Annotated in this window: 22 protein-coding genes and 1 pseudogene; 11 read left to right on the top strand and 12 right to left on the bottom strand. The window is 41.8% G+C overall.

Translation table 11 applies throughout. The annotated features are described in order from the left end of the window. Nucleotides 1-284 precede the first annotated feature (284 nt). The 4 genes and pseudogenes from ABH09_RS00505 to ABH09_RS00490 form a co-directional block, all read right to left on the bottom strand. Nucleotides 285-1,157 (bottom strand): SPL family radical SAM protein, encoded by an 873-nt coding sequence (locus tag ABH09_RS00505; protein WP_253714790.1) that lies wholly within the window; start codon nucleotides 1,155-1,157, stop codon nucleotides 285-287. A gap of 73 nt (nucleotides 1,158-1,230) precedes the next feature. Beyond that, nucleotides 1,231-1,545: a type II toxin-antitoxin system RelE/ParE family toxin gene (locus tag ABH09_RS00500; RefSeq protein ID WP_253714789.1), complete on the bottom strand. Its 315-nt coding sequence runs from the start codon at nucleotides 1,543-1,545 to the stop codon at nucleotides 1,231-1,233. Continuing rightward, entirely contained in the window at nucleotides 1,535-1,795 is a 261-nt protein-coding gene (locus tag ABH09_RS00495; protein WP_253714788.1) for a type II toxin-antitoxin system Phd/YefM family antitoxin, read from the bottom strand. The genes ABH09_RS00500 and ABH09_RS00495 overlap by 11 nt, the downstream gene beginning before the upstream one ends. Nucleotides 1,796-1,958: 163 nt before the next feature. Further along, nucleotides 1,959-2,120, bottom strand: a pseudogene (locus ABH09_RS00490) (ClbS/DfsB family four-helix bundle protein); the annotation flags it as partial. A gap of 292 nt (nucleotides 2,121-2,412) precedes the next feature. Between ABH09_RS00490 and ABH09_RS00485 the strand changes: the two are divergent. Both ABH09_RS00485 and ABH09_RS00480 read left to right on the top strand, forming a co-directional pair. Next, a complete protein-coding gene (locus ABH09_RS00485) occupies nucleotides 2,413-2,955 on the top strand; it encodes a hypothetical protein (protein ID WP_253714786.1) in 543 nt (180 codons plus the stop codon). A gap of 295 nt (nucleotides 2,956-3,250) precedes the next feature. Beyond that, the gene (locus tag ABH09_RS00480) at nucleotides 3,251-4,282 is read left to right on the top strand and encodes a hypothetical protein (protein ID WP_253714785.1); all 1,032 of its coding nucleotides are present in this window, start codon (nucleotides 3,251-3,253) and stop codon (nucleotides 4,280-4,282) included. Between the two features lie 221 nt (nucleotides 4,283-4,503). On the opposite strand, the gene ABH09_RS00475 is transcribed toward ABH09_RS00480, so the two are convergent. Next, nucleotides 4,504-4,743, bottom strand: coding sequence for a hypothetical protein (locus ABH09_RS00475; protein ID WP_162661899.1), 240 nt, complete (start codon nucleotides 4,741-4,743; stop codon nucleotides 4,504-4,506). Between ABH09_RS00475 and ABH09_RS00470 the strand changes: the two genes are divergently transcribed. After that, on the top strand, nucleotides 4,711-5,280 hold the full coding sequence (locus tag ABH09_RS00470) for a 2'-5' RNA ligase family protein (protein ID WP_253714784.1): 570 nt from the start codon (nucleotides 4,711-4,713) through the stop codon (nucleotides 5,278-5,280). The two genes, ABH09_RS00475 and ABH09_RS00470, sit on opposite strands and share 33 nt — an antisense overlap. Before the next feature lie 97 nt (nucleotides 5,281-5,377). Next, nucleotides 5,378-5,983 (top strand): alpha/beta hydrolase, encoded by a 606-nt coding sequence (locus ABH09_RS00465; RefSeq protein WP_253714783.1) that lies wholly within the window; start codon nucleotides 5,378-5,380, stop codon nucleotides 5,981-5,983. Between the two features lie 90 nt (nucleotides 5,984-6,073). Here the strand turns inward: ABH09_RS00465 and ABH09_RS00460 are convergent, their stop codons facing one another. The 5 genes from ABH09_RS00460 to ABH09_RS00445 are packed head-to-tail and all read right to left on the bottom strand — an operon-like array spanning nucleotide 6,074 to nucleotide 11,954. Then, entirely contained in the window at nucleotides 6,074-6,211 is a 138-nt protein-coding gene (locus ABH09_RS00460; RefSeq protein WP_253714782.1) for a hypothetical protein, read from the bottom strand. 27 nt (nucleotides 6,212-6,238) lie between these two features. After that, nucleotides 6,239-7,870 (bottom strand): DUF2326 domain-containing protein, encoded by a 1,632-nt coding sequence (locus ABH09_RS00455; RefSeq protein WP_253714781.1) that lies wholly within the window; start codon nucleotides 7,868-7,870, stop codon nucleotides 6,239-6,241. Then, nucleotides 7,860-8,081, bottom strand: a complete 222-nt coding sequence (locus ABH09_RS12945) for an ABC-three component system middle component 7 (protein ID WP_371922117.1) — start codon at nucleotides 8,079-8,081, stop codon at nucleotides 7,860-7,862. Before ABH09_RS12945 ends, ABH09_RS00455 begins: the two co-directional genes overlap by 11 nt. Next, nucleotides 8,065-8,886 (bottom strand): ABC-three component system protein, encoded by an 822-nt coding sequence (locus ABH09_RS00450; protein ID WP_253714780.1) that lies wholly within the window; start codon nucleotides 8,884-8,886, stop codon nucleotides 8,065-8,067. Before ABH09_RS00450 ends, ABH09_RS12945 begins: the two co-directional genes overlap by 17 nt. Nucleotides 8,887-8,888: 2 nt before the next feature. After that, complete coding sequence (locus tag ABH09_RS00445; RefSeq protein WP_253714779.1) at nucleotides 8,889-11,954, bottom strand: Eco57I restriction-modification methylase domain-containing protein; 3,066 nt, start codon at nucleotides 11,952-11,954, stop codon at nucleotides 8,889-8,891. Nucleotides 11,955-12,277: 323 nt separating this feature from the next. On the opposite strand from ABH09_RS00445, the gene ABH09_RS00440 reads away from it, so the two are divergent. The 6 genes from ABH09_RS00440 to ABH09_RS00415 all read left to right on the top strand — a co-directional run bounded on the left by ABH09_RS00440 (nucleotide 12,278) and on the right by ABH09_RS00415 (nucleotide 19,089). Then, complete coding sequence (locus ABH09_RS00440) at nucleotides 12,278-12,871, top strand: MptD family putative ECF transporter S component (protein WP_253714778.1); 594 nt, start codon at nucleotides 12,278-12,280, stop codon at nucleotides 12,869-12,871. A gap of 4 nt (nucleotides 12,872-12,875) precedes the next feature. Then, nucleotides 12,876-13,574 carry an energy-coupling factor transporter transmembrane component T gene (locus tag ABH09_RS00435; RefSeq protein ID WP_162661981.1) on the top strand — a complete coding sequence of 233 codons (699 nt, stop codon included), beginning with the start codon at nucleotides 12,876-12,878 and terminating at the stop codon, nucleotides 13,572-13,574. Then, complete coding sequence (locus tag ABH09_RS00430; RefSeq protein ID WP_253714777.1) at nucleotides 13,571-15,025, top strand: ABC transporter ATP-binding protein; 1,455 nt, start codon at nucleotides 13,571-13,573, stop codon at nucleotides 15,023-15,025. Before ABH09_RS00435 ends, ABH09_RS00430 begins: the two co-directional genes overlap by 4 nt. 104 nt (nucleotides 15,026-15,129) lie before the next feature. After that, nucleotides 15,130-15,810, top strand: coding sequence for an L-2-amino-thiazoline-4-carboxylic acid hydrolase (locus ABH09_RS00425; protein WP_253714776.1), 681 nt, complete (start codon nucleotides 15,130-15,132; stop codon nucleotides 15,808-15,810). After that, nucleotides 15,803-17,722, top strand: coding sequence for a serine hydrolase domain-containing protein (locus ABH09_RS00420; RefSeq protein ID WP_253714775.1), 1,920 nt, complete (start codon nucleotides 15,803-15,805; stop codon nucleotides 17,720-17,722). The genes ABH09_RS00425 and ABH09_RS00420 overlap by 8 nt, the downstream gene beginning before the upstream one ends. A gap of 23 nt (nucleotides 17,723-17,745) precedes the next feature. Continuing rightward, nucleotides 17,746-19,089, top strand: coding sequence for an MATE family efflux transporter (locus ABH09_RS00415; RefSeq protein ID WP_253714774.1), 1,344 nt, complete (start codon nucleotides 17,746-17,748; stop codon nucleotides 19,087-19,089). Nucleotides 19,090-19,291: 202 nt separating this feature from the next. Here ABH09_RS00415 and ABH09_RS00410 read toward each other — a convergent pair whose 3' ends face one another. Next, nucleotides 19,292-20,266 carry a M23 family metallopeptidase gene (locus tag ABH09_RS00410; protein WP_253714773.1) on the bottom strand — a complete coding sequence of 325 codons (975 nt, stop codon included), beginning with the start codon at nucleotides 20,264-20,266 and terminating at the stop codon, nucleotides 19,292-19,294. Between the two features lie 156 nt (nucleotides 20,267-20,422). On the opposite strand from ABH09_RS00410, the gene ABH09_RS00405 reads away from it, so the two are divergent. Further along, complete coding sequence (locus ABH09_RS00405; RefSeq protein WP_253714772.1) at nucleotides 20,423-21,988, top strand: phosphohexomutase domain-containing protein; 1,566 nt, start codon at nucleotides 20,423-20,425, stop codon at nucleotides 21,986-21,988. 102 nt (nucleotides 21,989-22,090) lie between these two features. Here ABH09_RS00405 and ABH09_RS00400 read toward each other — a convergent pair whose 3' ends face one another. Then, the gene (locus ABH09_RS00400; protein ID WP_253714771.1) at nucleotides 22,091-23,509 is read right to left on the bottom strand and encodes a small ribosomal subunit Rsm22 family protein; all 1,419 of its coding nucleotides are present in this window, start codon (nucleotides 23,507-23,509) and stop codon (nucleotides 22,091-22,093) included. Between the last annotated feature and the right edge of the window lie 11 nt (nucleotides 23,510-23,520).

The raw sequence follows: 23,520 nt of genomic DNA, 5'->3' as shown, positions 1-23,520 counted from the left end.
TTTGGCAGTCCTATTGGTTACTCATTTCGTTATTATGTAGAAGGGATAACACAAAATACAAATGTAAAAAAACTGATAGATTGGATTCTTTCTCCTGAAGGTCAAAGGATTATCGATAATAATGGCTATATTCCGTTAAAAACCGCCTAACACCGTTTTCAAATCCGACAAACGGTCAAGTCTGTTTACAGGTTAAGCGAATGTTAGATTGGACTGTCTATCGACAGGTAGGTACAGAACATATTGTACCTTTTCTTCATCTGGCATAGTATTTACCCTACTTATCAAAAGAATTCCAACTGATTCGTCTTTTCGAGGATTTTATCAAAAGCGCTTAAATACGCAAATATGACATCGGGATTGGTTTCTATGCCGTTTTCTTTGCACCGCGCATGGAAGATATTCATTAGGCGTGTATTGTGCGGACTCATAACGGAATAGCGGGTACCGTAGCGCTGGATATATTTTTCTTTTAAGCCCGGAAAAGCTGCATCAAGTTTTTTATAAAAATATTCGCGGTTACCGTCTCTTAGCGTTAAGCCCATGCCGAAACAGATGATGCCGCGTACTTTTGCCTCGATACAATAGTGCAAAATACCTTCGAGATTTTCCTCCGTATCATTGATGAACGGAAGAATAGGTGTAAGCCACACAACGGTGGGAATACCTGCGTCGCGCAGTGTTTTAAGCACGGTAAACCGTTCACTGGTAACGGCAACATTCGGCTCAAGTATTTTACACAAGCTATCATCATAGGTGGTCAGCGTCATTTGTACAACGCATTTTGCTTTGGTGTTTATCGCCTGTAAAAGTTCGAGATCGCGTAATATGAGCGGCGATTTTGTTATCACAGTAAAACCGAAACCGTAGCGGTGGACGGCCTCTATCGCTTTCCGCGTCATACCGAGTTTTTCTTCCAGCGGCATATACGGATCAGTCATAGAACCGGTACCGATCATGCACTTATTACGCTTCCGCCTCAAGGCATCTTCGAGAAGCTCTATTGCATTTTCCTTTATTTCGATATCTTCAAAGCCGTGATTTATATGATAACATTCACTGCGCGAGTCGCAATAGATACACCCATGCGTGCAGCCGCGATATAAGTTCATCCCATTTTTCGCTGATAAAATTCCTTTCGCTTGTACAAAATGCATCTGTTATTCCTGAAAATCCGGCAGTGTTTAGAGATGGCTGTTATCGCGCTCTATATTTTTTCAAGGCTTTGTTTTATACCGATTTTGCATAATCTCTTTTTGCATAAAATATATGCAATATATGTACAATCTTTTCTTTATCATCAATCGAATACAAAGCTAGATAGTTTTTATAAAAAAGGAATCTATGATATCCTTTCTTCTGCAATTTTATATCATTACACAGTGGATACATATATGGCGAATTCTGTAAATTATTTTTCTGTTTTACAAAGTCTGCAAGCAAATTGGCGGCAGCTGTTACATTTGAAAGCTTTTCCGCAATATACCTGATAATCTCATCAAGATCAGTCTTTGCTTTATCGGTTACTCTGACTTTATAAACCATACTTTGACTTTAGTTCTGCCACTGCATCATCAACATCGGTAACACGGCCTTCTTGTACATCTTGTTCCGCTGCATGCAGATTATCATACAGACGATCGAAAAAAGAGTTTCTTTCAAACGTTTCCATGCTCATAATCACCATATCACCGTAACCGTTTTTTGTTATAAAAATAGGTTCATTACTTTCATGACACAAGGCGGAAATATTTGCAGTATTCTTTAAATCACGTATCGGAACTATTTGCGGCATAACTATCCCCCTATGGCATGATAGTACCACAATAAAGCCGTATTGTCTATGAAAGATTAAACCTGTTCGAAGACGAAGCTATCGAACAGGTCTATTATATCCTGAAAATCCGACAGTGTTTGTGTTGGAAACTGCTAAAAACCGCAGTTGTTAGAGATGGCTGTTATCGCGCTCTATATTTTTTCAAGGCTTTTTTAATATCATTAATTGCCCAATCATAGTGGCTGGAAGTTGCAGATACACAGTAGCTGCCAAGCGTCGTCGTTCCCGTCCAATCGAAAACGCCTTTGGAAAAAAGCTCTTCGTCGGACATTTCACCGATTAACGTCCACAGTTTTGCGAATTGGTCATTTGCGGCTTGGATTAAATCGGCTTTGGTGGTAGGTCTTGGCATAGTTTGTTGTTACTCCTTTAGCATAGTAAGATGGACTATCAGAAATTGATAACTTACTATAATTAGGATCTTCAAAAGCGCCTATCATCTGCATAATATAAGTATAGACACAAGGAGGACAATACACTCGTCATCGAAAAAAGTATATGCCATTTTATAACTTGACAATTATATAACAGCGCTTTACACTCATGTTAGTTTGTGTACATAAAGAGGGGTGTGTATGATTTCGGCATTGCACCATAAAAAAACTACCATAAATTTATGTGAAGATTCTTTAACCTCCGGTATTTTTGACACTCTTTTTTTACTCCCTGAACAGCTTTACTGGGGAATACTAAGAAAAGCTGTGCGTGCAACTCCTCAAAATATGGAACAAAAGATGCCTACACAAGTAGGTCACTTGCTGCATTATACATTCTGGCCAAAATGGAATCCCGAAAATACGCAAAATTTAAATTATGTTGAACCTGATGTATTTATACGTTTTTCAGAATTTGATGTAATAATTGAAGCAAAGCTTTATGAGGAAGGTCTGCAAAATAGTACTCAATGGGAAAAAGAAATCATTGCCTATCGAAATGAATATGGTCACTGTAAAAAATTATATTTTATCGCCCTCGGAGGACTTTGTGATGATAAAATTAAACAAGTGAAAAAAGTTCCGATATTCAGATGCCTATGGAGCAATCTATTGGATGCCGCTGACAAAACTTTATCAAACGATGAATGTTTTTGTTCTATATTACGGCTATTAGTAGGCTAATCTTTAAGAGCATATATAGCCTATCTGAATAAGAACGAAATTTATGATATCAAGCTTAAGGAATTAGAGTAGCATTTTTACGCTGCACAAGAGGCATTTGAAATAGCAGTAAAAAAAAGTATTGACAGCCTTGTACCGGAAGCCGGTAAATTTAAAATAGAGAGATCAGAGAGCGAGAGGTATTATTATAAAAGTAATCAAGAGAAAAAAATCGAGTCTCATTATCCCTGCGGTAATCGCCGTGCTCTTTTATGCAGCGGCACTGTATGTGCTTGTATACAGTGCGGTTCAAGGAATGAAAAGTTATGCCGCCTATTGCGCATTGGTTCCGTTACTTTTATGTATTCCCCTGCTGCTGACGGTGATAATTATCGTCGCGGCAAGATCGTATTTTATATTCGGTTCCGATTATTTTGAGTACCATACGGCCGGAAAATCGATTTTAATTACTGCACGGAATTTGCGATACTTTACTTTCAGTGGCGGAATATTGACTGTTTATTTTATTAAAGAAACGCTTGAGTCCGTATCATTCCGCATTGCCGGAGAAAAACGAGTCCAAGAAAATACAGCGGAGAAAGCTCTTACCATACAAAATAACGGCGTTCTTTTTAAGATCGGAATTCCTGCAATCGGACTGTACGAGCATGGCGATCAAATACTTGCATGGTTCTATAAGAATCTGCCGCTCTATGTAGATGGTCAGGCATTGGAAGACCTCCGTGCGATTGAAAAGCGGTACAAAGATATTGATTATGCGCAGGTTCAAAACGCTTTGATCAAGGCGGAAAGAATTGCAAAAACGCTTAATCTGATAGGCATCCTCCTCGGCATATCGGTCAACGCGTTTCAGACCGAGTATCGGCTCACCGTATTTTTATGCGCGGTATATCCGATTGCCATGCTTTTTCTGCTGCACTTCTTAAACGGTTGGGTCAGGTTTGATAAAAAAGGAAACTCAATTTATCCGTCCATAGCAATTTCTCTGATTGCCTGTACGTTTGGCCTTGCATGGAGAATGCTTGCTGTATACAGTATTATAGATGTAAAGAAACTGTTTTTTATCGCAACCGTATTTTATTCGGCATACTTTATCTTATTCCTTGTAATGCAAAAAGAATACTCTTTTAAAGACCGCTATGCGTATGCAGCGGCACTAGTGTACTCTGTCTACTTTTTTGCCTACGCGCTTTCAGCGGCAACGGCGGTCAACTGTGCCTTTGATACCTCATCGCCGGTAGCAACCGTAATAGTCGAAAACCGACAAGAAAAAACAGTCTATACCTACCGAGGTTTACTTGGTATACCATGGCAGTATGATAAGTAAACTGACAAAGCCATTGGAAATACTTGAGGGAATCTTTAGAAACTGGGGGGGGGGTAAAGGTTCCCACTATACTTTCCAGTTTATAAGAGCTGCAAAGTGTGAAAAATCAATAATCTCAATGCAAAACATAGGAGTATGATCTTTGCAGATCGTGTTGTTGCTAATACTATTGTATACGCTATTCCCTTTATTTTCGTTTTAATAGCTGGCAGGAAATAATTTCACCCAAAAATCTGTCCGGGCAGCTTTAAGTTCTCTTTATACGGAAAGTCTACCTCATATACAGCGAAGTCATTCGGATGTTCATCGCAGACGGCATAGCCCTTCGGTGTAATATATTCTCCGGTAATACCGGTCAGATAGCCAAGAATTATATCGACTATATAAGCAGATGGAATGTACTGTAATTCTTTGCTACAATGATAAAGATGAAACAAACCAACATTTCGCAGCAAACACATTTTATCGGTGTTCTCCTCCCAGAGGATATAACCCTTACTCTTGAAGATTGCCGCCGCTATATGAACGAGGTTTACGGCTGCAAGTCAGGGCATGGCACTCCCATCCATGTGACACTCGTCCCTCCGTTCAGATTGCAAGAAGAATATTCAACAGCTGATTTAATCAGCGCGATTGAAAAAGAAGTCTTGCCCAAAGGCTTAGGTTTTACTGCTCATATTGATAACTTTGATGCGTTTGGAGATAGAACACTTTTTGCAAATGTCGTTGCAAGTGATGCGTGGACAAAGCTCCGTGATAAAACAATACAAGCGATTTTGAATACCTGTCCTGGCTGCACTAAAAAAGACAAAAAGCCGTTCCGGCCTCACGCAACTGTTGCAAATCGGGATATTCCTGTAGGCATAATGACGAAGGCGCTTCAGGTTATGAACGAACTAAACCTTGCGGAAGACTTTCCGGTTGATAACATCACGATTTTTGAACGGAAAGGTAACAGGTGGGAAGCGGGGGTTACTCTGGAAATTCCCATGTATTGACTTTAGAATTTACTTATATCAGTTGGCGCGATTGAGAAGATTTCTTAAAATAATTTATTGTTTCGGATTTATAGATGTAGAATAGGAGCTATTTTAAATGAAAAACGCTGTTATATATGTACATGGAAAAGGCGGTTCTGCAGACGAATCAAATCATTATAAAAAACTTTTTAATGACGATTATGAGGTTTTAGGTTTCGATTATAAAGCGGAATTACCGTGGCAGGTGAAAGAAGAATTTCAAAACTATTTTGATTTTATCGCTCCAAAGTACACTGAAATTTTACTAATCGCAAACAGCATCGGAGCTTATTTTTCTCTGATTTCTTTATCGGAAAAGCCAATCACAAAAGCTCTGCTTATTTCGCCCATTGTCGATATGGAAAATCTAATCTTAACTATGATGAAAAAGGCAAAGGTATCCGAAGAAGAACTGAGAGCAAAAAAGATAATCATTACTTCTTTCGGCGAACCATTATCGTGGGAATATCTTTCTTTTGTCAGGAACAATCCTATAACATGGAATATTCCTACCGGCATTCTTTACGGTAAAAAAGACGATATGACTTCTTTGGAAACAATGACGAATTTTGCACATACAATAAACGCGAGCTTAACGGTTTTTGATAGGGGCGAACACTGGTTTCATACGGAAGAGCAAATGAATTTTTTAGATACGTGGGTTAAAAGATTCATTCAGTAGATCAAAATCATATCAAGCTTACCTCGCGTAGTTCGCTAACTGCGTTTTGGTCAAGGTGCAGTTTTCCGGCTCATGCAAAAAAGCTTGTTTTTAGGCTTTTGCTTGATCGGCATAGTTTTCAGTAAAATTATCTTGCGCAGATTCAAACAGTTTGATACAGGCTGATACTGATGCTAAAGGTGCTTCCGGCAATATTTTTGCTTGTTTGATAATTGTTTCGTAGGACATTGAGGAAAGAGTCTTCCTATATCATTCTCAAATTCTGTCATTCCAGGTAAAACCAAACAGAGCTTTTTCATTATCTCCTAAATGTAAAACGCAATTATTTTCAAGTATCTTTTGTATATTTTCTGAATATGTATGAACCTTATCAAAAGCAATAAAAATTTGCTTATTAAAATCTGTATATAATTTAACTATATTTTCTAAGACTTCATCAGCAAGATTCTTGAATAATAAAGAATCATGTATTAATACTGGTAAGAAAGTCTGCTTCAATAAACAAATATCTAAAATAATTAAATTCTTATAGTTTGTTCCAGTACCAGAATCATCAAATGTTCTATAATCATAGCTTCTTTTTGATAAGTTTAGCATAGGGGAGTGTTTTGCCCTTGAATAAAGTTTTTCATTCAATATTGCTAATTCAATATTTATCTGATTTTGAATTTTTCTTAATATATCGTTTATCAATTCATTGAGTTTTGCAGTATTAATTTTTTTATCATTTTTTAAAGCCTCATATTTATCATATATTTCAATCTCTATGGTTAATTGTTTCTTATGCTCAACGATATTTCCAATATTCTTTAGGACGGTTGTAGAAATCTGTTTTTCATCTTGAAAAGAATCTAATTCAGAATATAGATTGTCAAGTTCATTTTCGCATTCTTTGATTAAAATATTTAAGTTTTTAATTTCTGATTCTATTTCGTTACTTAAAATAGTGGATATTTTACTATGAAATTTATCGACTTCAGTTATCTTTTTTATATTGGCATCGGGGAAAAAAGTCTGTAATGAAATATAAAACTCATCACTATTTAAATTTGATCTTATATTCTCTGGCTGTATACTATACAAAGATTTAACTTTATTTTTATATCTTGTACATTTTGCCTGTATAACAGATAATTGATTCTTTATAGTAATAGTTTTTTCCGTCTCAAAAGATTCAACATCACGAATTTCTTTATATAGATTTGCAGCAATAATATCCAGTTTTTTATCATCATTCTCTAATTCTTTTAGATTATTTTTATATTGCTTAAGATTTATTGACGGAATTAAGGCTGCTTGTTTTGCGTTCTTATATGTTGTTAATATTTTTTCATTTTCTTTAACCAAGTCACTGTATTGTTTTATAGTTTCATATAGATTGTAAAGCTTTATTAACCGGGTAATACACTTTTCACCATTATCAGATGAATGAGCCTTGAACGGATGGTGTTCATCATAATTTTCTCTTTGATATATTCTAAAATATGGGGAAACTGCATCACGAAATGATATATCAGCAGAATTTATATCATATTTCTCTTTTAAAAAATTTCTGAATTGAGTGATTGGTATTTCTTCTAAAATTTTATAATTAGAATCATATTTTCGTAGGATGTTAGGCTGATCTGTAGAACGTCCAAAAGTATATTTTACATTATTAAAAATCTGTGTAAATATAATTTCATGAAACCCAACATTTCGTTCCACTTCTAAACATTTCCCTATATAATCATCTCCCCCAAATACGAAATCGATTATCATTAAAAATGTTGATTTTCCTATAGAATTAGTGCCCACATCATCACCAAGAATGGTATTTAATCCTGAATGAAACATAATTTTTTGATTATTCTGATTAAATTTCTTGCAAATAATTTCAGTTAACATAAATTATATCATCCTCTACAAACGTAATTTTTCCTAAATAAAATAAAGCATCTAATGTGTCGATAAAATCTGTAATTGATAAAAAGTATTTTTTTGTCATCGCATATAAATTATATACCGAAACAGGATCTTTTTTAGTAACCTCCAAGATTACGGGGAATTTTCCAATACAACTTTCAGTCGTTGTAAAAAGCTTATTTGGTAACTTCATCAAAAACCTCACAATTTTGAACAAAATATGAAATTATAATTTCACATACAATTCTATTTGTAGTTTGCATTTTGCTCATCAACCAATTTATTAAAGAATCAAAAATTTCGTCTTTTGTTTTTGCAGAGCTCTGTATAGTTATATAGGCTAATTTAATAGTTATCGCAAACCTTTCAAAATTAAACTGATTTGTTTCAGCTAAGTTTTTCAAATACTCTCTGATAGAAACAAAATATCTTATTACATAATCTCTTATCTTGTTTTCAAGCAGAAATTCTGATTTTTGAAATTTATGTTGTATTTCTAAAGGGGTCATGTTTAATTCTATGGTCTCATTTGAAAATATGTTGCCTGTTGAAATTTTATCCAAGAGTTTTTCGATTTGTGGGAATAAGTCTAAATTTGATAATTCATTTTTTATTTTTTCTGCAGCATATAATTTCTTCTTTTTCTCAATAAGTTTATTATATTCTTCTTTATTTTTATGAGAATCATAATTTTTATGACAATTAAAGCATAAGGCTATCTTATTTTGGAATGATTCAGAATTATCTCCTAATACTTGTACATCATTTAAAACATATTTTTCCTGTTCTGTCGGTTTATTAGGATAAATATGAGCAATTTCATATAGTTTTGTTTTTTTTCCAGAATTTTTTAGTAGAGAATTTCCGCAAAGCGGGCATGTACCATTAACTTCAAGTAAATGTAGTCGATCTTCTTCAATTGATATATTCTTCCTTTTTACACAATAATTGGTGAAATCTTTTATATTATGTTCTATCAATTCACATATATATTCCATCCCTACTCCCTCTCCACAACCTTCACCTCATCCGCCGTCAGGCCATACAGCCCATATACAATAGTATTTATCTGCTTATCCAAAATATCAACCCGCTGTTGCAAGAATTTCTTATCAGAATTGGAGATTGCGCTGTTCAGCTGTTCCTGTGCAGTAATCATCTGGTCAGCCAACACACTTAAATGTGCCTGTTCCGATTCTGTTGGGACAATCAAAGGTAACTCAAGCAGGGGTTCTTTATCTACCTGAAAGTTATCCCCTTGCATTTTTCCCTTATAGCGCAGCCAGAACTTAATCACCTTGGAATTTAATATGGCGGTTAAGAATTTAAGATTGAACCGTTCGGTTTTAATAACATTATAACTCTGTGAAACATAGCAATCAAAATCAGTGTAGGTAAAGCACGGTTCCGCTGTTTTCCGTAATGAAACGATCTTTTCTCCTCTGAAAAATTTCTCATCCCGCGCACGGTGCAACCCATACGGTCTATTATCAGATGTAATCACTTGGATAAATTTGTCAAGATGCGCTTTGAGATTTGGATATGCTTTCATTTCGCTTTTATTTTTAAACTTTGACGTTGTATATATCACCCATAGTTTATTATTTGCATTGCCGTAATATTTATGCAACTCCGTCGAAGTGTAAAAAGGTTTTACCAATTCCTTTTCTTCGGACGATAAATTGAGTGCATTATATTCATCCATCGAAAGATTGAATATACCTGTACCTTGCAGATTTTCATCACCTAATGTTAGAGCTGATGCTCTATTACAAAAATCTTGAGGCGCTACAATCCCTTGTGCAATTTCGCCTTCTGTAAGCCCTGCATTACTGTTTCTTTTTATATGATTAAGAATGACAGAATTTTTCTTATTCAAAAAGAGAATATATGTATCTTTACAGACATTTTTTACAATTTCTGCTTCAAACCGGGTTATATTTTCTTCTCCGTTCCCCGCTAAAAAATCAATCACTTCAGACAGTTCGGCGTGGGCATTATTAAGCCGCGAATATTCAACCGAATAACACTCATTCATTTTCGTTTTTTGCATAATGTATATCATTGTTTGAATTGAGGCGGTTTCAAATACCTTGTAATTGCCGAAGTCCGTATACGTTACTATCTTTGCATTATCCAATACAAAATCCCTAAACAAAGAAGCCCCCGCATTTGTTATCCAATTATTCGGTGCGATAAATCCGACTAATCCGTTTTCTTTTGTAAACCGAATCGCTTGATATCCGAAAAAATACCACAAATCCATTTTTCCTTGATAGCAAGGATGATTATGTAAACCTTCAAAGCAGCCTGTATCGGTATATTCTTTTACATACGGCGGATTCCCAATCACGCAATCAAAACCGCCGTCTGCAAATATGCCCGGGAACTGAGCATCCCAGTCAAAGGCGTTCACCTTGCGTTGTTCTTCGATGCCGAACAGTGTTAAATCCTTACCCGTGTAGTAATCTGTTCCGATAAGGCTGTTCCCGCATTTAATATTGTGCGACATATCCGGTAAAATTTTTGCCTGTATGTCGCTCGTTCTGAACAGTGCAGCCTGTCCCGTTGCGGAAAGCGCCTTGCCCTCATTTTCCAAGAGCTTCAAAAAGAGCGAAAGCTTTGTTACCTCCACCGCCTGTGCGTCGATATCCACACCGTAGATATTGTTTAGTAAAATACGTTTTTTCTCTTCAATGCTCAGCTTATACCCTTGCGTTGCTGCATCCTTGTAAATAAGCCCCTTCTTCTCTGCCTGCACACGCGGCGCTTCCGCATAATACCAATCCAAGTGCCAGTCCAGCAAATACTGATACGCCCCGACAAGAAAACTCCCCGAACCGCATGCAGGATCAACAAAACGCAAACGGCTTACATCATCAGGCGTTCTGCCTGCAAGCTTTTTACCGATTGTGTTTTCAATGATGTATTTAACGATATAAGGCGGCGTATAATACACACCCCCAGCTTTTTGCACTTCCGGCTTTTCAAGAATTTCTATGCTGTGCCCGTTCTTCGTTTTGCGCGTAAAGCGGATAATCTTTCCCAAAAAGCGTTCATAAATGGAACCGAGTATTTCAACCGGCAGCACACTGAACTCATACTGACATTCAGGATAATAGAGCGCATTGATAATACTGATAAGCGTTTTATCCGCAACAGCAAGTTCGTCAAGCCATTGGTCGGAAGCAAACAACCCTGCATTGAATTTAGCATTCGCATTTTCAAAAAGCCACTGCACATTTTTATAAATAGCCGTTTTTTGCTCCGCGATTTTTTTAAGCTGATTTCCTTCTTCAATTTCTTTATCTTCACAAATCCGTAAGAAGAGCAGCCGGTCAATAATTTTCTGCACAGCGCCCGTCAAATTAAATGCATCGATCCCATCATTATGCAGCGCAATATCTTCGGCAAGTACCATCCGCCATTTTTCGATCATATTTAAAATATCATCATCGACAGTTGCCGTCCCCCGCTTATCTTTTGTCCCTTCGTAATAGGTATCGAACTTACCAAGATCGACGGCATCCCAGCTGATTTTATCGTACAGCGATTCAAAATTTTCAGAAAGCTGATCGTAAGTCAGATACTCAATGCGGGCAGTAGCGGCAGTGTCTTTTTCGGACGGCTTAATCCGCGTATCGTAAATCGCCAATTCCTGGAAGTCCGTCAGCACCGCAATCGGCATCTTTGAGGTATACGCATACCGCCGCACCTGCAGCGCCGGTTCGGGATTTGTTTTAAGGTCAACACTCGGCTGCTTTGCTTCCACATACATCTTCCGCTCGCCGCCGTAACAGAGCGTATAGTCGGGATGCTTCACCTGCCCGTTCATCACTACACGGTCTTCGGTAATAACCTCCTGCCGGTCATGCCGCGCTCCTTTCTCGTTTTTGACATCCCATTTTAGGCATTCAAGCAGCGGATCGATAAACTTATTGCGCACTTCGCTTTCCACAAAATTCTTGGAAAGATAAAATGGCTCATTTTCCTTAAATTGACTTACCAGCTGTGCTACACGTTCCTTGCGTTCCGCCATCGTCATGTCTTTTGCCTTAATGGACATCGTCTACCCCTACTCCGCTTTCGCATTTGAATATAGCGTACATTATAGCACACTCGGACGAGTTTGTAAAAACGATACAGAGAATTAATTCAAGGTTACTATAGAATTGTGTATGAAATTTCGGAAGACAAAGTAATAGTGCACACAATTATTGATGGTCGAAGAAATTTTGAAGATATAATCATTTCAAAATTGTCTCGTTATTATGGAAACAAAATCTAACATTGTTCCAAACGTTCGTCCTTGACAAACTTTTCCGTTTAATATATACCACTGATATATATCAGTGATATAAAATACTAAAAACAGGAAAAGGGGCGGCAATGGAACAAAAAAAATTACAAACAAAAGACTTTATTTCGATAGGAATTTTTTCGCTGATTTATTCGGTTGTCGCTTTTGTTGTCGGCGGCATAGCGCAGATGACGCCGCTCACGTTTCCTTTAATGCCTGCATGTATTGCGCTGTTTACGGGTACCGTCTTTATGCTCTATGTTGCAAAAATTCCGAAGCGCGGCGCATTAACCTGCCTCGGTGTTATCGGCGGCATTTTGCTTTTTATCACCGGTATGTTTTGGATGATGAGCCTTTTTTTTGTGCTGTTCGGTATTGCGGCAGATTGTATTTGCGCGTCGGGGCATTTTCGGTCGTTTAAAAAAAATCTTACCGCATATTGCATAATGGCACTTGCTCCCTTCGGCGCATACGTCCCCATGGCGCTACTTCCCGCACAATTTGACGCTTTTATGAAAAAAAAGGGGAACACAGCCGCCTTTGAGCAAATCATTCACACAATCGGTACGAGCGTATGGGTGCTTCCGGCAATGACTGCAATTACACTGCTGTGCGCCATCCTCGGTGGTTTAATCGGCAAACGTATTTTGCGCAAGCATTTTGAAAAAGCGGGTATTGTGTAGTTGTATGAAACTCGATCCGAGAACAAAATTGTTTATTTTGGCGATTACCGGCATAACGGTATTTTTGAACGACAATCTGTTCATTGAATGTTTGTTTGCGGTTTTTCCATTTGTTTTGTTGTGTACGGCAAAACGGCTGAAAATTGCATTTTCCTACGGACTTTTGTTCAGTGCTCTTGTTGCGCTGCAGTACATGTTGGTGCCGCTTATGCCGGCGACGGCGGGAAGTATCGTCTATGTGTTTTCGGTATACATCAGAAAACTCATTCCCTGCCTTATGCTTGGGAATTTTTTGATTGCAACAACGCAGGTAAGCCGCTTTATGGCAGCTCTGTATAAAATGCATATTCCCAAAGGTTTTGCCGTTGCCTTGAGCATTACGCTCAGATACTTTCCGACGATGAAGGAAGAGTGGACGTTTATAAAAGAAGCGATGGCGCTTCGCGGATTGTCGACGTCTTTTCCGGCCGTACTGCGCCGACCGATAAAGACGATGGAATACATTTACGTACCGATGTTGGTTTCCGCTTCAAAAATTTCCGATGAAATTACACAAGCTGCTGTCACGCGAGGTATCGATCACGTGCAGCGCAGAACGTGTATCGAAACCGTGCGGTTTTCCGTTTTCGATGTGCTTGTGCTGGCGGTTTACGCCGGTATTGTGCTTTTGTTTTTACGCTCAAATGGGGTACTGCCGGTATGATGGTGGAATTCAATTCGGTTTCATTTTCATATACCGAAAACGGAACAGGCGCCGTGCACGATATTTCGTTTGCAATACCGGAAGGACAATTCGTCCTTGTGTGCGGTGCAAGCGGATGCGGCAAAACGACAATAACAAGGCTTATAAACGGACTTATACCGCATTTTTTTTCAGGCAATCTTTCGGGAAGCATCCGCGTTGCCGGCAGGGAAACGTCCGCCACACCCATAGCGGATATATCGGATACGGTCGGATCGGTGTTCCAAAATCCGCGCACGCAGTTTTTTAATGCGGACACCGACAGCGAAATCGTATTCGGCATGGAAAATCGAGGAATGCCTGTAAACGACATTTTGGAACGCTTGGAAGCCGTAACCGCCGAGTTAAATTTGCAGCGATTGCGCTGTAAAAACATTTTTGAACTGTCCGGTGGCGAAAAACAAAAAATCGCTTTTGCATCTGCGTATGCCGCTTTTCCGAAAGTACTGGTGTTGGACGAGCCGTCATCCAATTTGGATTATCACTCCATATTGGAGTTGGCGCGTCTTTTAAAAAAAGCAAAAAATGGGGGATTGACGGTTATCGTATCCGAGCACCGGCTGTGGTATGTAACGGATATTATCGACAGGGTGCTTTTTATGAAAAACGGCAGGATTGAAAAAGATTTGAGCGCACGCGAATTTAACGATCTTGCAGAGAAGCCGTACAGCGAGTTCGGTTTGCGGACACGCACATGCATTGTGCCGGAATCCAGCCAAGAGTGTGATATGCGTTGCGAAATGGCTGACGGAATGAACGGTTCAACCGTTTTAACAGCGGAAAACCTGTCGGTACAAATCGGAAAACACACAATCCTTAACGGCGTTTCGTTTGAAGTTCGTGCAGGAGAAATCCTTGCAATTACCGGTAAAAACGGGTCGGGAAAAACGACGCTGGCACGAGTGCTGTGCGGACTTCAAAAATCTTGCGGTACGGTAAAGTTAAACGCTCGCCGTTTGAACAACCGGGAGCGAAAGAATATTTCGTATATGGTTATGCAGGATGTCGGACATCAACTTTTTACCGACAGCGTACAAGCCGAATGCACACTCGGAATAAAAGAAGCGAATGCAGCACAAATAGAACATGCACTGCGCGCTATGGGGTTAAATGAATACAAAGACAGACACCCGCTTGCTTTATCAGGCGGACAGCGCCAACGGCTTGCGGTGGCGGTCAGTATGATTTGCGGCAAACAATTACTTGTCTTTGACGAGCCTACCAGCGGTTTGGATTTACACAGTATGCACCAAGTTGCCCGTTTGCTTAAAGAACTTGCACGGCAAAATAAATTAGTAATCGTTATTACCCACGATTATGAACTCATAGAAACAGCCTGCACGCGCGTGATGAATATTGATTATATCAATCAACAACCCCGACGCAAGCGTCGGGGTATGTTGTTCTCATAAGGTGGTTGCAGTCGGCTTTAATACCCTTTGTTACGACGCAGAGCGTTGCCGAGGACGGCGGGTATTAAACCCTCCGCACGAATAAAAGCGGACAAGGAGCGAAAATGCAAAAACAAAAATTATTGCTGTACGGCACCCAAATGAAAAGTCTGGTTGATACGTTGTCGAACAATTCGGCGGAGGAAAACGCAGCGCTTGTACTGCGTATGGAAAGCGAATATAAACGCCTTTTAAGCGAACAATCTTTTGCAAACACAATGCTGGCGCGCCACTTAAAAAAATCAATACTGCCTGCCGTCGCCGCATACAAAATGCTCCTTGCAGCCGGAAAAACAAAAGAGCAAGCGTTTGAAGCCGTGCGCGCTTCCGTGCTGTCGGATTCGGAAAAACAAAAAAGGGCGTTTCAAAAAATCGGTACACTGCCGTTCGGTTTTTCGCTTATGCGTCTTATGACTCCCCTATCGTTAAAAACGACTTTCGGCCCGAGCGGCTGGGATTTTACATGGAAACAAAACGACCGCCGCGCGCTCAAATGGGATTGCAGCCGCTGCTTTTATGCCGATATTTTTACGCAGCACAAAGTAAGCGAACTGACCGCGATTTTTTGCGAAAGCGACGATGTCGTATACGGAAGCATTCCGACAATCCGCTGGGCGCGCACACGCACTATCGGCAACGGCGATGATATTTGCGATTTTGTTTTTTACAATGAACGTACCAAAAATACACGCATCGAAAACAAACGCGGCGAAAACAAGGGCAAAAAGGCGGGAAATCATGTATAAAACGTTACGGTCGCTTAGTGATGTTTTCCGCCGTTTATGTCGTGTAGCGATATTTTTTCTTTGCCTCTGTGCCGCCGCGCAAGATGTACAACCGGTAAAAAGCGGATACGAAAGCATCGTCGACGGCGTAGCTGCATCCTATGTTGGAAAGAGCGTTCCGGGAGCATGCATTATCATCGCCGAACACGGTACTGCCGTTTTTTCAAAATGCTACGGATACGCAAACCTCGACACACAACAGCGCATACGGCCCGATACCGATTTTTTTGAGTGGGGTTCCATTACCAAAACGCTCGTATGGGTAAGCGCACTGCAACTTGAAGAAAAAGGCTTGCTTGACCTTAACGCGGACATACGGCGCTATCTTCCCGAGAACTTTTTGCGCAACATACGATACGATGCGCCCATTACCATGCTCGACTTAATGAACCATACGGCAGGTTTTGAAGAATATTTAATCGATTTTCGTTATTTGAACGAACAGCCGGTAAAGCCGCTCGCCGACATATTGTCCGCACATCAGCCGACGCAAGTGTTTGAGCCAGGAAGCATGTCGGCGTACTCAAACTGGGGCGCGGCACTTGCGGGTTTTATCGTAGAACGGGTAAGCGGTCAAAGTTTTGACGAGTACGTTTCCGAACACATCTTTGCACCGCTCGGCATTCAAGACGCGGAGCTGAAACCGCAGTGGAGCGCCGAAACGCTCAAAAGAAAAATAAACGGGTACTCGTATTCGAAAAAAGGATTTCGCAAAGAAGATTTTATGCGCTTGCGGCTGTACCCCGCAGGTTCATTAAACGGAACGCCGAACGCGCTCATAAAATATGCATCCGAATTGGCAAAAAAAAGCGGCGAGCCTTCGCTTTTATTTTCGGATCCTGCGACGAAGAACAAGCTGTTCGGCGAAACATACCGTTCTTTCGGAGCCGCTTCGGGGCTTGCGCACGGCTTTTGGGAGCATGCGGCAGACAACGGCATATTCGGGCACGAGGGCGGAACTTACGGTTTTCAAACCCAGCTGTGGGTTCAGCCGGAGCAGGAGCGCGCAATCCTCATTGCAACGAATGTCATGGAATCCGATTTTTGCCGCAGTCTTATGAATGAACTTATTCAAAGCGATCGGACGCAAGCCGGCAAGGAAACGAGCGCAAATACAAATGGAAATGCCGGCACAAATGCCGCTGCCGGTACCGATACGGCGGACTTTGCACGGTTTTCGGGCGAATATTTTCCGGCGCGTTCCGTATGGACTCACGCGGGAAAACTGAACGGTTATATGCAAATGATTTCCATACAACAAAATACGGACGGTATTGTACTGAAAAAAAGAAGCGACGGTAAAAGCCTCGCGTATCGGTCAATCGGAAACAACCGCTTTTATTGCAAAGAAGCGCTGCCGGAAGAACAATACGTTGCTTTTAAAATCGAAAACGGAGATGTCCTTTCCATGACTTTTTTTCTTGCGCACGATTATGTTCCGGCAAAAGGAATGTATACCACCGGCTTTTTGCTGTCGTGTGTAACAACTTTTGTACTAGCCTTTGTATTTTGGCTTGGATCCGGTATAGCCCTTGCAGTGTCGGGCATTCGCTCGCTGCGCCAGACGATTAAATCCGCACCTACTATACGTGCCGGCTTCGACCGGCTGCCAAAAGTTCTATGCACCGCATGCGGCTTAATTGCGGATGTGAGCATAATTGCGGGAATGCGCAATTGGTTTGCAATTTATACGATAGATTCGGTTCAGATGAATCTCATAGTTGCGATAAATGCCGCATGCGCACTGTGCACAGTGTGCAGCTGCGTGTATTTGTTTTATAAAAAGCGTTTCGCTGCGGCAGTGATGTTTTCCGCCGTCTGTGCGGTACAGCTGTACTCGTCGGTTTGTTTGGGCTTTTTTCATGCCGTGTAATTTTTATCTACAAAGGGGTATGTATGAGTGAGGTAAGAGAAGAATTATTAAACAAAAATCCGTGGAGCTTAATGATTAAGTTAAGTCTTCCGGCAATTTTGGGACAGTTTGTAGTCGGCTTATATGCCTTTGTCGATTCGATTTACGTCGGGCAAATGGTGGGAACGGATGCGATGAGCGCGGTTTCTGCAGCGTCCCCCTTTGTGCTGATTAACAACGGCATCGCGGTGTTGCTCGGCATCGGATCGGGTTCCATACTGTCGCGTGCAATCGGCGCTAAAGATTGGCAAACGGTCGATAAAATTATGGGCAACTTAAGCGTTTTAGTACTTTTAATGTCCGCCTGTGTTATGGTAGCCGGCATTCCGCTTGCCCCCGTATTTTTGCGTTTGTCCGGAGCGCAAGGTGCCGTCCTCGATATGGGCGTTTCGTATTTACGTACGGTGTATATCGGTTCCGTGTTTGTCAATTTTATGCAAGGCGCCAATATGGTGCTGCGCGCCGAAGGACGTATGGGAATTGCTATGGGCATTATGGCAGGCGGTGCCGTTTTGAATATCATACTCGATCCGATTTTTATCATCTTGTTGCCCGGATTCGGACCGCAAGCGGTTGCAATCGCTACGGTTGTGTCGCAGCTGATGCAAGCCGCCGTTACCTTGTGGTACTTTTTGCGCAAAAGTCCGGTCGTTAAATTTCACGCCCTCCGCCTTGAAAAAAAGCTCACCGGAGAAACTTTTGCCGTCGGTGTAAGCGCCATGCTCATGCAAGTGATGATGCTCATTCAAATGACTGTCGTATACAACACGGCGGTTAAATACGGCGGCGCCGATCAAATCGCTTTAATGGGAGCCGCTTTGCGCGTTATGCAGCTTGCCTTTGTGCCCGTGTGGGGTATGAGCCAAGGTTTACAGCCCGCCGTCGGAACGAATTACGGCGCAAAAAATTACGAGCGCGTAAAAAAACTGACAAACGTTTTTATTGCAGGCTCTACGTGTTTATCGCTTGTATTTTGGCTTGTTATAGAATGCTTTGCGCGCGGGATTTTATCGGCATTTATTACGCAAGCCGATATCGTCGCTAAAGGAATAACGAACTTCCGTCTTATGTTCGCCGTTTTTCCCACCTACGGTCTTCTTATTATGACACTCACGTATTTGCAATCGTTGGGAAAAGCAAAGCAGGCGGGCTTACTCGTCGTGTTCAGACAGCTTGCACTCGTCGTTCCCTTAGTGCTTTTAGTTCCCGTATTGCTGGGCGGAAACGTCGCCGGTGTGTGGGCAGCGCTCCCCTTAAACGACATCGTCATTTTGGTATTTTCGCTCGTTTTGCTTATAAAGGAATACAAAGTACTGGAAAGGAGTTGATCCGGAATGGAGCAATTTTACCAAATTCTTTGCACAGAACTTTGCAGCATTCGGATTAAAAAACTCATCAGCACCAGCTACGCCGTCGAAAGTAAAACGTATAAGCACTATCAGCCGAGCTTATTCGAGACGGAGATATAAAATACTTATACGGATAAAAATGTATAAAGATTTTCTGATGATGTATCGGAAGACATCAAAGTCAAAACGCAAACTCTTTCAAAAAGAATTCGGGATTTACAGCCCCCATATTCAGCCGCACTTCCCAGTGCAGATGCGGACCGGTTGCAAGTCCCGTTGCACCTGAAAGGCCAAGCTTTTCCCCTTGTTTGACATATTGACCTTCTTGCACGTTCAGTGAATCCATGTGGTAATAGAGACTGTAAAGTCCGGGTAAATGTTCTACCACAACGCTCCAGCCGGTAGAAATACGGTTCTCCGCCAGCACAACCTTTCCCTCGGCACAGGAATGAACGGGAGTCCCTGTCGGTACACCATAATCTATTCCATAATGCAGCGAAGTGCTTGTCTTTTTGTCAGTGTATTCAAAGACACGGCGATCCCCAAAACCGGACGTTATCCGTTTTGAATCTACCGGTATTGTAAAGGGCTTCAATGTATACACATCCTGCGGTATTACCGTTTCAAGAATTTTATTGAGTTTTTCACTTTGTGCACGACGTTCAGGACTCACATCCTTCCTAATTCCTGTATTTCTTGCATCAAGCACAATACGCTCGGAAGCAAATTGCTTTTTCTGAATGCTAAAGGGCAGCGTTATTTCTTTTTTCTGTGCATCCCCTGTTGAAATAATCACTTTAAGTGAATAAACTTCCTTGTCGGAAAGCCATGTCGAAAGCGGAATACCCGCAAGCATCTCAGCCGTTTCCGCACTGCGATTTTGGGGATTTGTAAAGAAAAACTGCGTGGAAGCTGCCCGCTCTTTTCCCTTAAAGAGCTGCAAAACGGCGATAGGCTTTTGTGAAGTCTTATCAGACGTTGTTTCGGGCACCTTCATCGAAAGACGCACGAACACCGCGTCTCCCGGCTGAGCCTTTTCGTTGTACGTTACAGAACCGCTGTAAGTCTGCTCCTGAAAACGCACCGTCTCAACTGCAAATAACTGTGCCGCAACAGCAATGCTGATAATAAACCAATAAAAAAATCTTTTGTTCATGTTTATATTCCTGCTCATTCCCTAATGGTACCGCAGTTTTATATATCAAGCAAGCTATATCATCAGATCATCATTTTGCGAGGGGGCTCTCCCCGACTAAAAGTCCGCGCTTTCCCCTCTACCCCACACGCACTTTTTTGCTATAATAAAAGCACTATGAACGAACATGATTTTTTGAAGCTGCAAAACGGTAGCGATATCCGCGGCGTTGCGCTGGAAGGTGTTGACGGCGAACACGTAAATTTAACGACCGAAGTCTGCCGGAACATCGGCGCAGCGTTTGCGCTCTGGCTTTCCGCAAAAACAGGACGCAGCACGGATACGCTGGTAATCGGTATCGGGCGGGATTCCCGGCTTTCCGGCGAAGCGCTTGAAAATGCACTCGTCGAAGGACTTGCGGCGCAGCGGGTTACTATCGTGCGCTGCTCGCTTGCTACCACACCGGCAATGTTTATGGGCACCGTGTTTGAAGAAACAAACTTTGACGGCTCAATTATGATTACCGCAAGCCACCTCCCCTTCAACCGTAACGGGTTCAAGTTCTTCGATAAATCCGGCGGGCTTGAACGCATCGACATCACGGAAATTTTACGCAGTGCCGCCGCACAGTATGATACCACAGCGCAACACAGTACTGGCATGCCGCCGGATAGTGCCACTCAACAGACTACCGGAGACAACGGCTCCCCGAAATACCGGTCATTCGATTTAATTGCGCGCTACTCAAAACACCTGCAAGACGCCATCCGGAAAGGCTTGAGCTTCCATGCCGAAAAGCCGCTTGCAAACTTGAAAATCGCGGTCGATGCCGGGAACGGTGCGGGCGGCTTTTTTGCAGAGCAGGTATTAACAGAACTTGGCGCCGATACCAGCGGCAGCCGCTTCCTTGAACCGGACGGCACCTTTCCCAATCACATTCCCAATCCCGAAAACAAGGCGGCGATGGAAGCGGCAAAAACCGCTACCGTGCAAAGCCATTCCGATTTGGGCCTGATTTTCGACACGGATGTTGACCGTATGTCGGCAGTACTGTCCGACGGAACGGAGGTCAACCGCGATGCAATTATCGCAATGACGGCGGCAATCCTTGCACCCAACTATCCGCACAGCACCATCGTTACCGATTCGGTAACTTCCGATCGGCTCACCTTCTTCCTTGAGCAGGAGCTGGGGCTTATCCATTTGCGGTATATGCGCGGCTACAAAAACGTAATCAACAAATGCCGCGAATTGAATGAGCAGGGGATTATCAGTCCACTGGCGATGGAAACGTCCGGACACGGCGCGCTGAAAGACAATTACTACCTCGATGACGGCGCTTTTCTTGCGGTAAAGCTGGTAACGGCGCTTGCGAACGCAAAGCACGAAGGAAAAAATATCGAAAGCCTAATTGGAAAGCTCCCGCCGATGGTAGAAGAAACGGAATTGCGTTTTAAGATACGCGGCGAAGATTTTAAAGAATACGGCATGTCAATCCTGCAAGCATTTAAAGAGCGCGCCGAAAAAGCAGGCTTTGAACTGCCGCAATCGTATGAAGGGGTGCGTATTTCGTTTAAAAGCACAGAAGCACAGGGCTGGATGCTACTCCGCTTATCCTTGCACGACCCCGTTATGCCGCTGAACATCGAAAGCAGCCGAAAAGGTGATCTTGCAAAGTTGAAAGCTATCGCCCGCACATTACTGGAAGGTTTTGACCGGCTTGATATAAGCGCCCTGGAGTAAGTAAAGGACAGCGAAGGATAAATGCACAGGGAAACGAAACGGTAGATGCGTCAACCATGATGGTATCCATAGCAATTTCGAACTAATCGTTTCTCTCCACTTTTACGGCACTTCTACCAAAAGCGCATGGGTCTTTTTATCCCGTTGATGAAATTTAACGGCCTCTTCCGGCAGGATAAGCAGTGTGCCCGATACGGCGGTGTTTAACACCGATTCTTTGTACGCATGACCGGTAATGAACATAAATCCTTTTTCCGAACAGGCATATCTACCGATAGTTTGCGGATCCGGTTTGATGATATCCGAACAGATGCGCACCGGTATTCCCTCGGAAGAAGCCTTCTCTGCATTGCCGGAAGGTAAGGCAGATGAGGATAACGTGCCGTATAAAAAACTTAAACTTGCACGCTCTTTTCCCAAATGGGATGCTTCCGAAAGGCGGAGAAGATTTTCGGGTGAATCGTGTGTTTCAAAAGTAAAGTGGCACCATTTATGAAACGCTATCGGCATTTTCGCCGTTCCAGTTTGGAGAGGACGATTGGGGAAACAACAGACTCCGACATGGGGACACGGCGCATAGATGGAAAATCCAGCCTCTAAAAATTCCGTTCTCAACAGGCTTAAAAATTCACCTGCAAGTGGTATCCCCGGTTCAATAAAAAGCACGGCGCCGTTCGGTTTTAAATAGTGCATAACCGTACGGTGCGTTTTTTCGGCTTGGTCATCAAGAGAAAGCGGACTATTCCAAAATATCTCATTGAACATATTTGCTTCCGTTACCAGCGACACTTTTTCGGACAATGGCGTACCGAATGCTCCGCATACCTTCTTAACAGTCCAGGGAATTTCTCTGTTGTCCTTTTTACCGGTGTATGCACAGAGTGCTAAAAAAAGCTCTTCTCCGAAGCTAAGCACTTTATTGGAAATATCTACACAATACCATGTCAGCCGTTTTTTCCGTAGCTTCGGTTTTGCAATCCACAAAGCGCAGACCAAAGTAAGCGGCCCCGAACCGAAATCTGCCGCATAATCGCCGTCATCAAGCGGGATCTCAAGATTCTGCAGAAGTTTCGTAAGCCGCACTAAATTCCACCACACATAATAGTGCGTGTATGCAGAAAGCTTTACCGGATCATTTAAATAGTGCGTTTTTCTGCTGCTTCGCTCATCCGTTAGTTCATGGAAAAGCGTGTGAATATGCTGCGGTAACAGTTGTTTCTTTTTTGCATCAAGCGGTAAAACCTGATCCAACAACATAGGAAAATACTCTAAGATATTTTTTGCTTCTGACGTAAGTCCGGAAAAAACAGGTTTTCCAAAGGTATAAGGCGTACTGTTTCGGCTTCCACGCAATTTCTCATTTTTTTGATTGAGCTTCTCACCGAAAACTTTTGTATATTGCTTTTTATCTTTTGATTGATGGTTCTGACGGCTTTCTTTTGACTGAACATGATCCGCTTTATCTTGCGTCCGGGGAGAGGCGTTTTTTTTAACGAATTTTTCGTAGAACGGTTTTTGCATACTCATTATCA

Origin of the sequence: Treponema sp. OMZ 803, assembly GCF_024181165.1 — a bacterium.
In the GTDB taxonomy this organism is placed as follows: domain Bacteria; phylum Spirochaetota; class Spirochaetia; order Treponematales; family Treponemataceae; genus Treponema.
This window is presented reverse-complemented; position numbering and strand designations above follow the sequence as displayed.

Excerpts from the sequence above, each read along its gene's own strand:
- ABH09_RS00505 (WP_253714790.1), bottom strand. The coding sequence starts at position 1,157 with ATGCATTTTGTACAAGCGAAAGGAATTTTATCAGCGAAAAATGGGATG.
- ABH09_RS00500 (WP_253714789.1), bottom strand. The coding sequence starts at position 1,545 with ATGGTTTATAAAGTCAGAGTAACCGATAAAGCAAAGACTGATCTTGAT.
- ABH09_RS00495 (WP_253714788.1), bottom strand. The coding sequence starts at position 1,795 with ATGCCGCAAATAGTTCCGATACGTGATTTAAAGAATACTGCAAATATT.
- ABH09_RS00485 (WP_253714786.1), top strand. The coding sequence starts at position 2,413 with ATGATTTCGGCATTGCACCATAAAAAAACTACCATAAATTTATGTGAA.
- ABH09_RS00480 (WP_253714785.1), top strand. The coding sequence starts at position 3,251 with ATGAAAAGTTATGCCGCCTATTGCGCATTGGTTCCGTTACTTTTATGT.
- ABH09_RS00470 (WP_253714784.1), top strand. The coding sequence starts at position 4,711 with ATGAAACAAACCAACATTTCGCAGCAAACACATTTTATCGGTGTTCTC.
- ABH09_RS00475 (WP_162661899.1), bottom strand. The coding sequence starts at position 4,743 with ATGTGTTTGCTGCGAAATGTTGGTTTGTTTCATCTTTATCATTGTAGC.
- ABH09_RS00465 (WP_253714783.1), top strand. The coding sequence starts at position 5,378 with ATGAAAAACGCTGTTATATATGTACATGGAAAAGGCGGTTCTGCAGAC.
- ABH09_RS00460 (WP_253714782.1), bottom strand. The coding sequence starts at position 6,211 with ATGTCCTACGAAACAATTATCAAACAAGCAAAAATATTGCCGGAAGCA.
- ABH09_RS00455 (WP_253714781.1), bottom strand. The coding sequence starts at position 7,870 with ATGTTAACTGAAATTATTTGCAAGAAATTTAATCAGAATAATCAAAAA.
- ABH09_RS12945 (WP_371922117.1), bottom strand. The coding sequence starts at position 8,081 with ATGAAGTTACCAAATAAGCTTTTTACAACGACTGAAAGTTGTATTGGA.
- ABH09_RS00450 (WP_253714780.1), bottom strand. The coding sequence starts at position 8,886 with ATGGAATATATATGTGAATTGATAGAACATAATATAAAAGATTTCACC.
- ABH09_RS00445 (WP_253714779.1), bottom strand. The coding sequence starts at position 11,954 with ATGTCCATTAAGGCAAAAGACATGACGATGGCGGAACGCAAGGAACGT.
- ABH09_RS00440 (WP_253714778.1), top strand. The coding sequence starts at position 12,278 with ATGGAACAAAAAAAATTACAAACAAAAGACTTTATTTCGATAGGAATT.
- ABH09_RS00435 (WP_162661981.1), top strand. The coding sequence starts at position 12,876 with ATGAAACTCGATCCGAGAACAAAATTGTTTATTTTGGCGATTACCGGC.
- ABH09_RS00430 (WP_253714777.1), top strand. The coding sequence starts at position 13,571 with ATGATGGTGGAATTCAATTCGGTTTCATTTTCATATACCGAAAACGGA.
- ABH09_RS00425 (WP_253714776.1), top strand. The coding sequence starts at position 15,130 with ATGCAAAAACAAAAATTATTGCTGTACGGCACCCAAATGAAAAGTCTG.
- ABH09_RS00420 (WP_253714775.1), top strand. The coding sequence starts at position 15,803 with ATGTATAAAACGTTACGGTCGCTTAGTGATGTTTTCCGCCGTTTATGT.
- ABH09_RS00415 (WP_253714774.1), top strand. The coding sequence starts at position 17,746 with ATGAGTGAGGTAAGAGAAGAATTATTAAACAAAAATCCGTGGAGCTTA.
- ABH09_RS00410 (WP_253714773.1), bottom strand. The coding sequence starts at position 20,266 with ATGAACAAAAGATTTTTTTATTGGTTTATTATCAGCATTGCTGTTGCG.
- ABH09_RS00405 (WP_253714772.1), top strand. The coding sequence starts at position 20,423 with ATGAACGAACATGATTTTTTGAAGCTGCAAAACGGTAGCGATATCCGC.
- ABH09_RS00400 (WP_253714771.1), bottom strand. The coding sequence starts at position 23,509 with ATGCAAAAACCGTTCTACGAAAAATTCGTTAAAAAAAACGCCTCTCCC.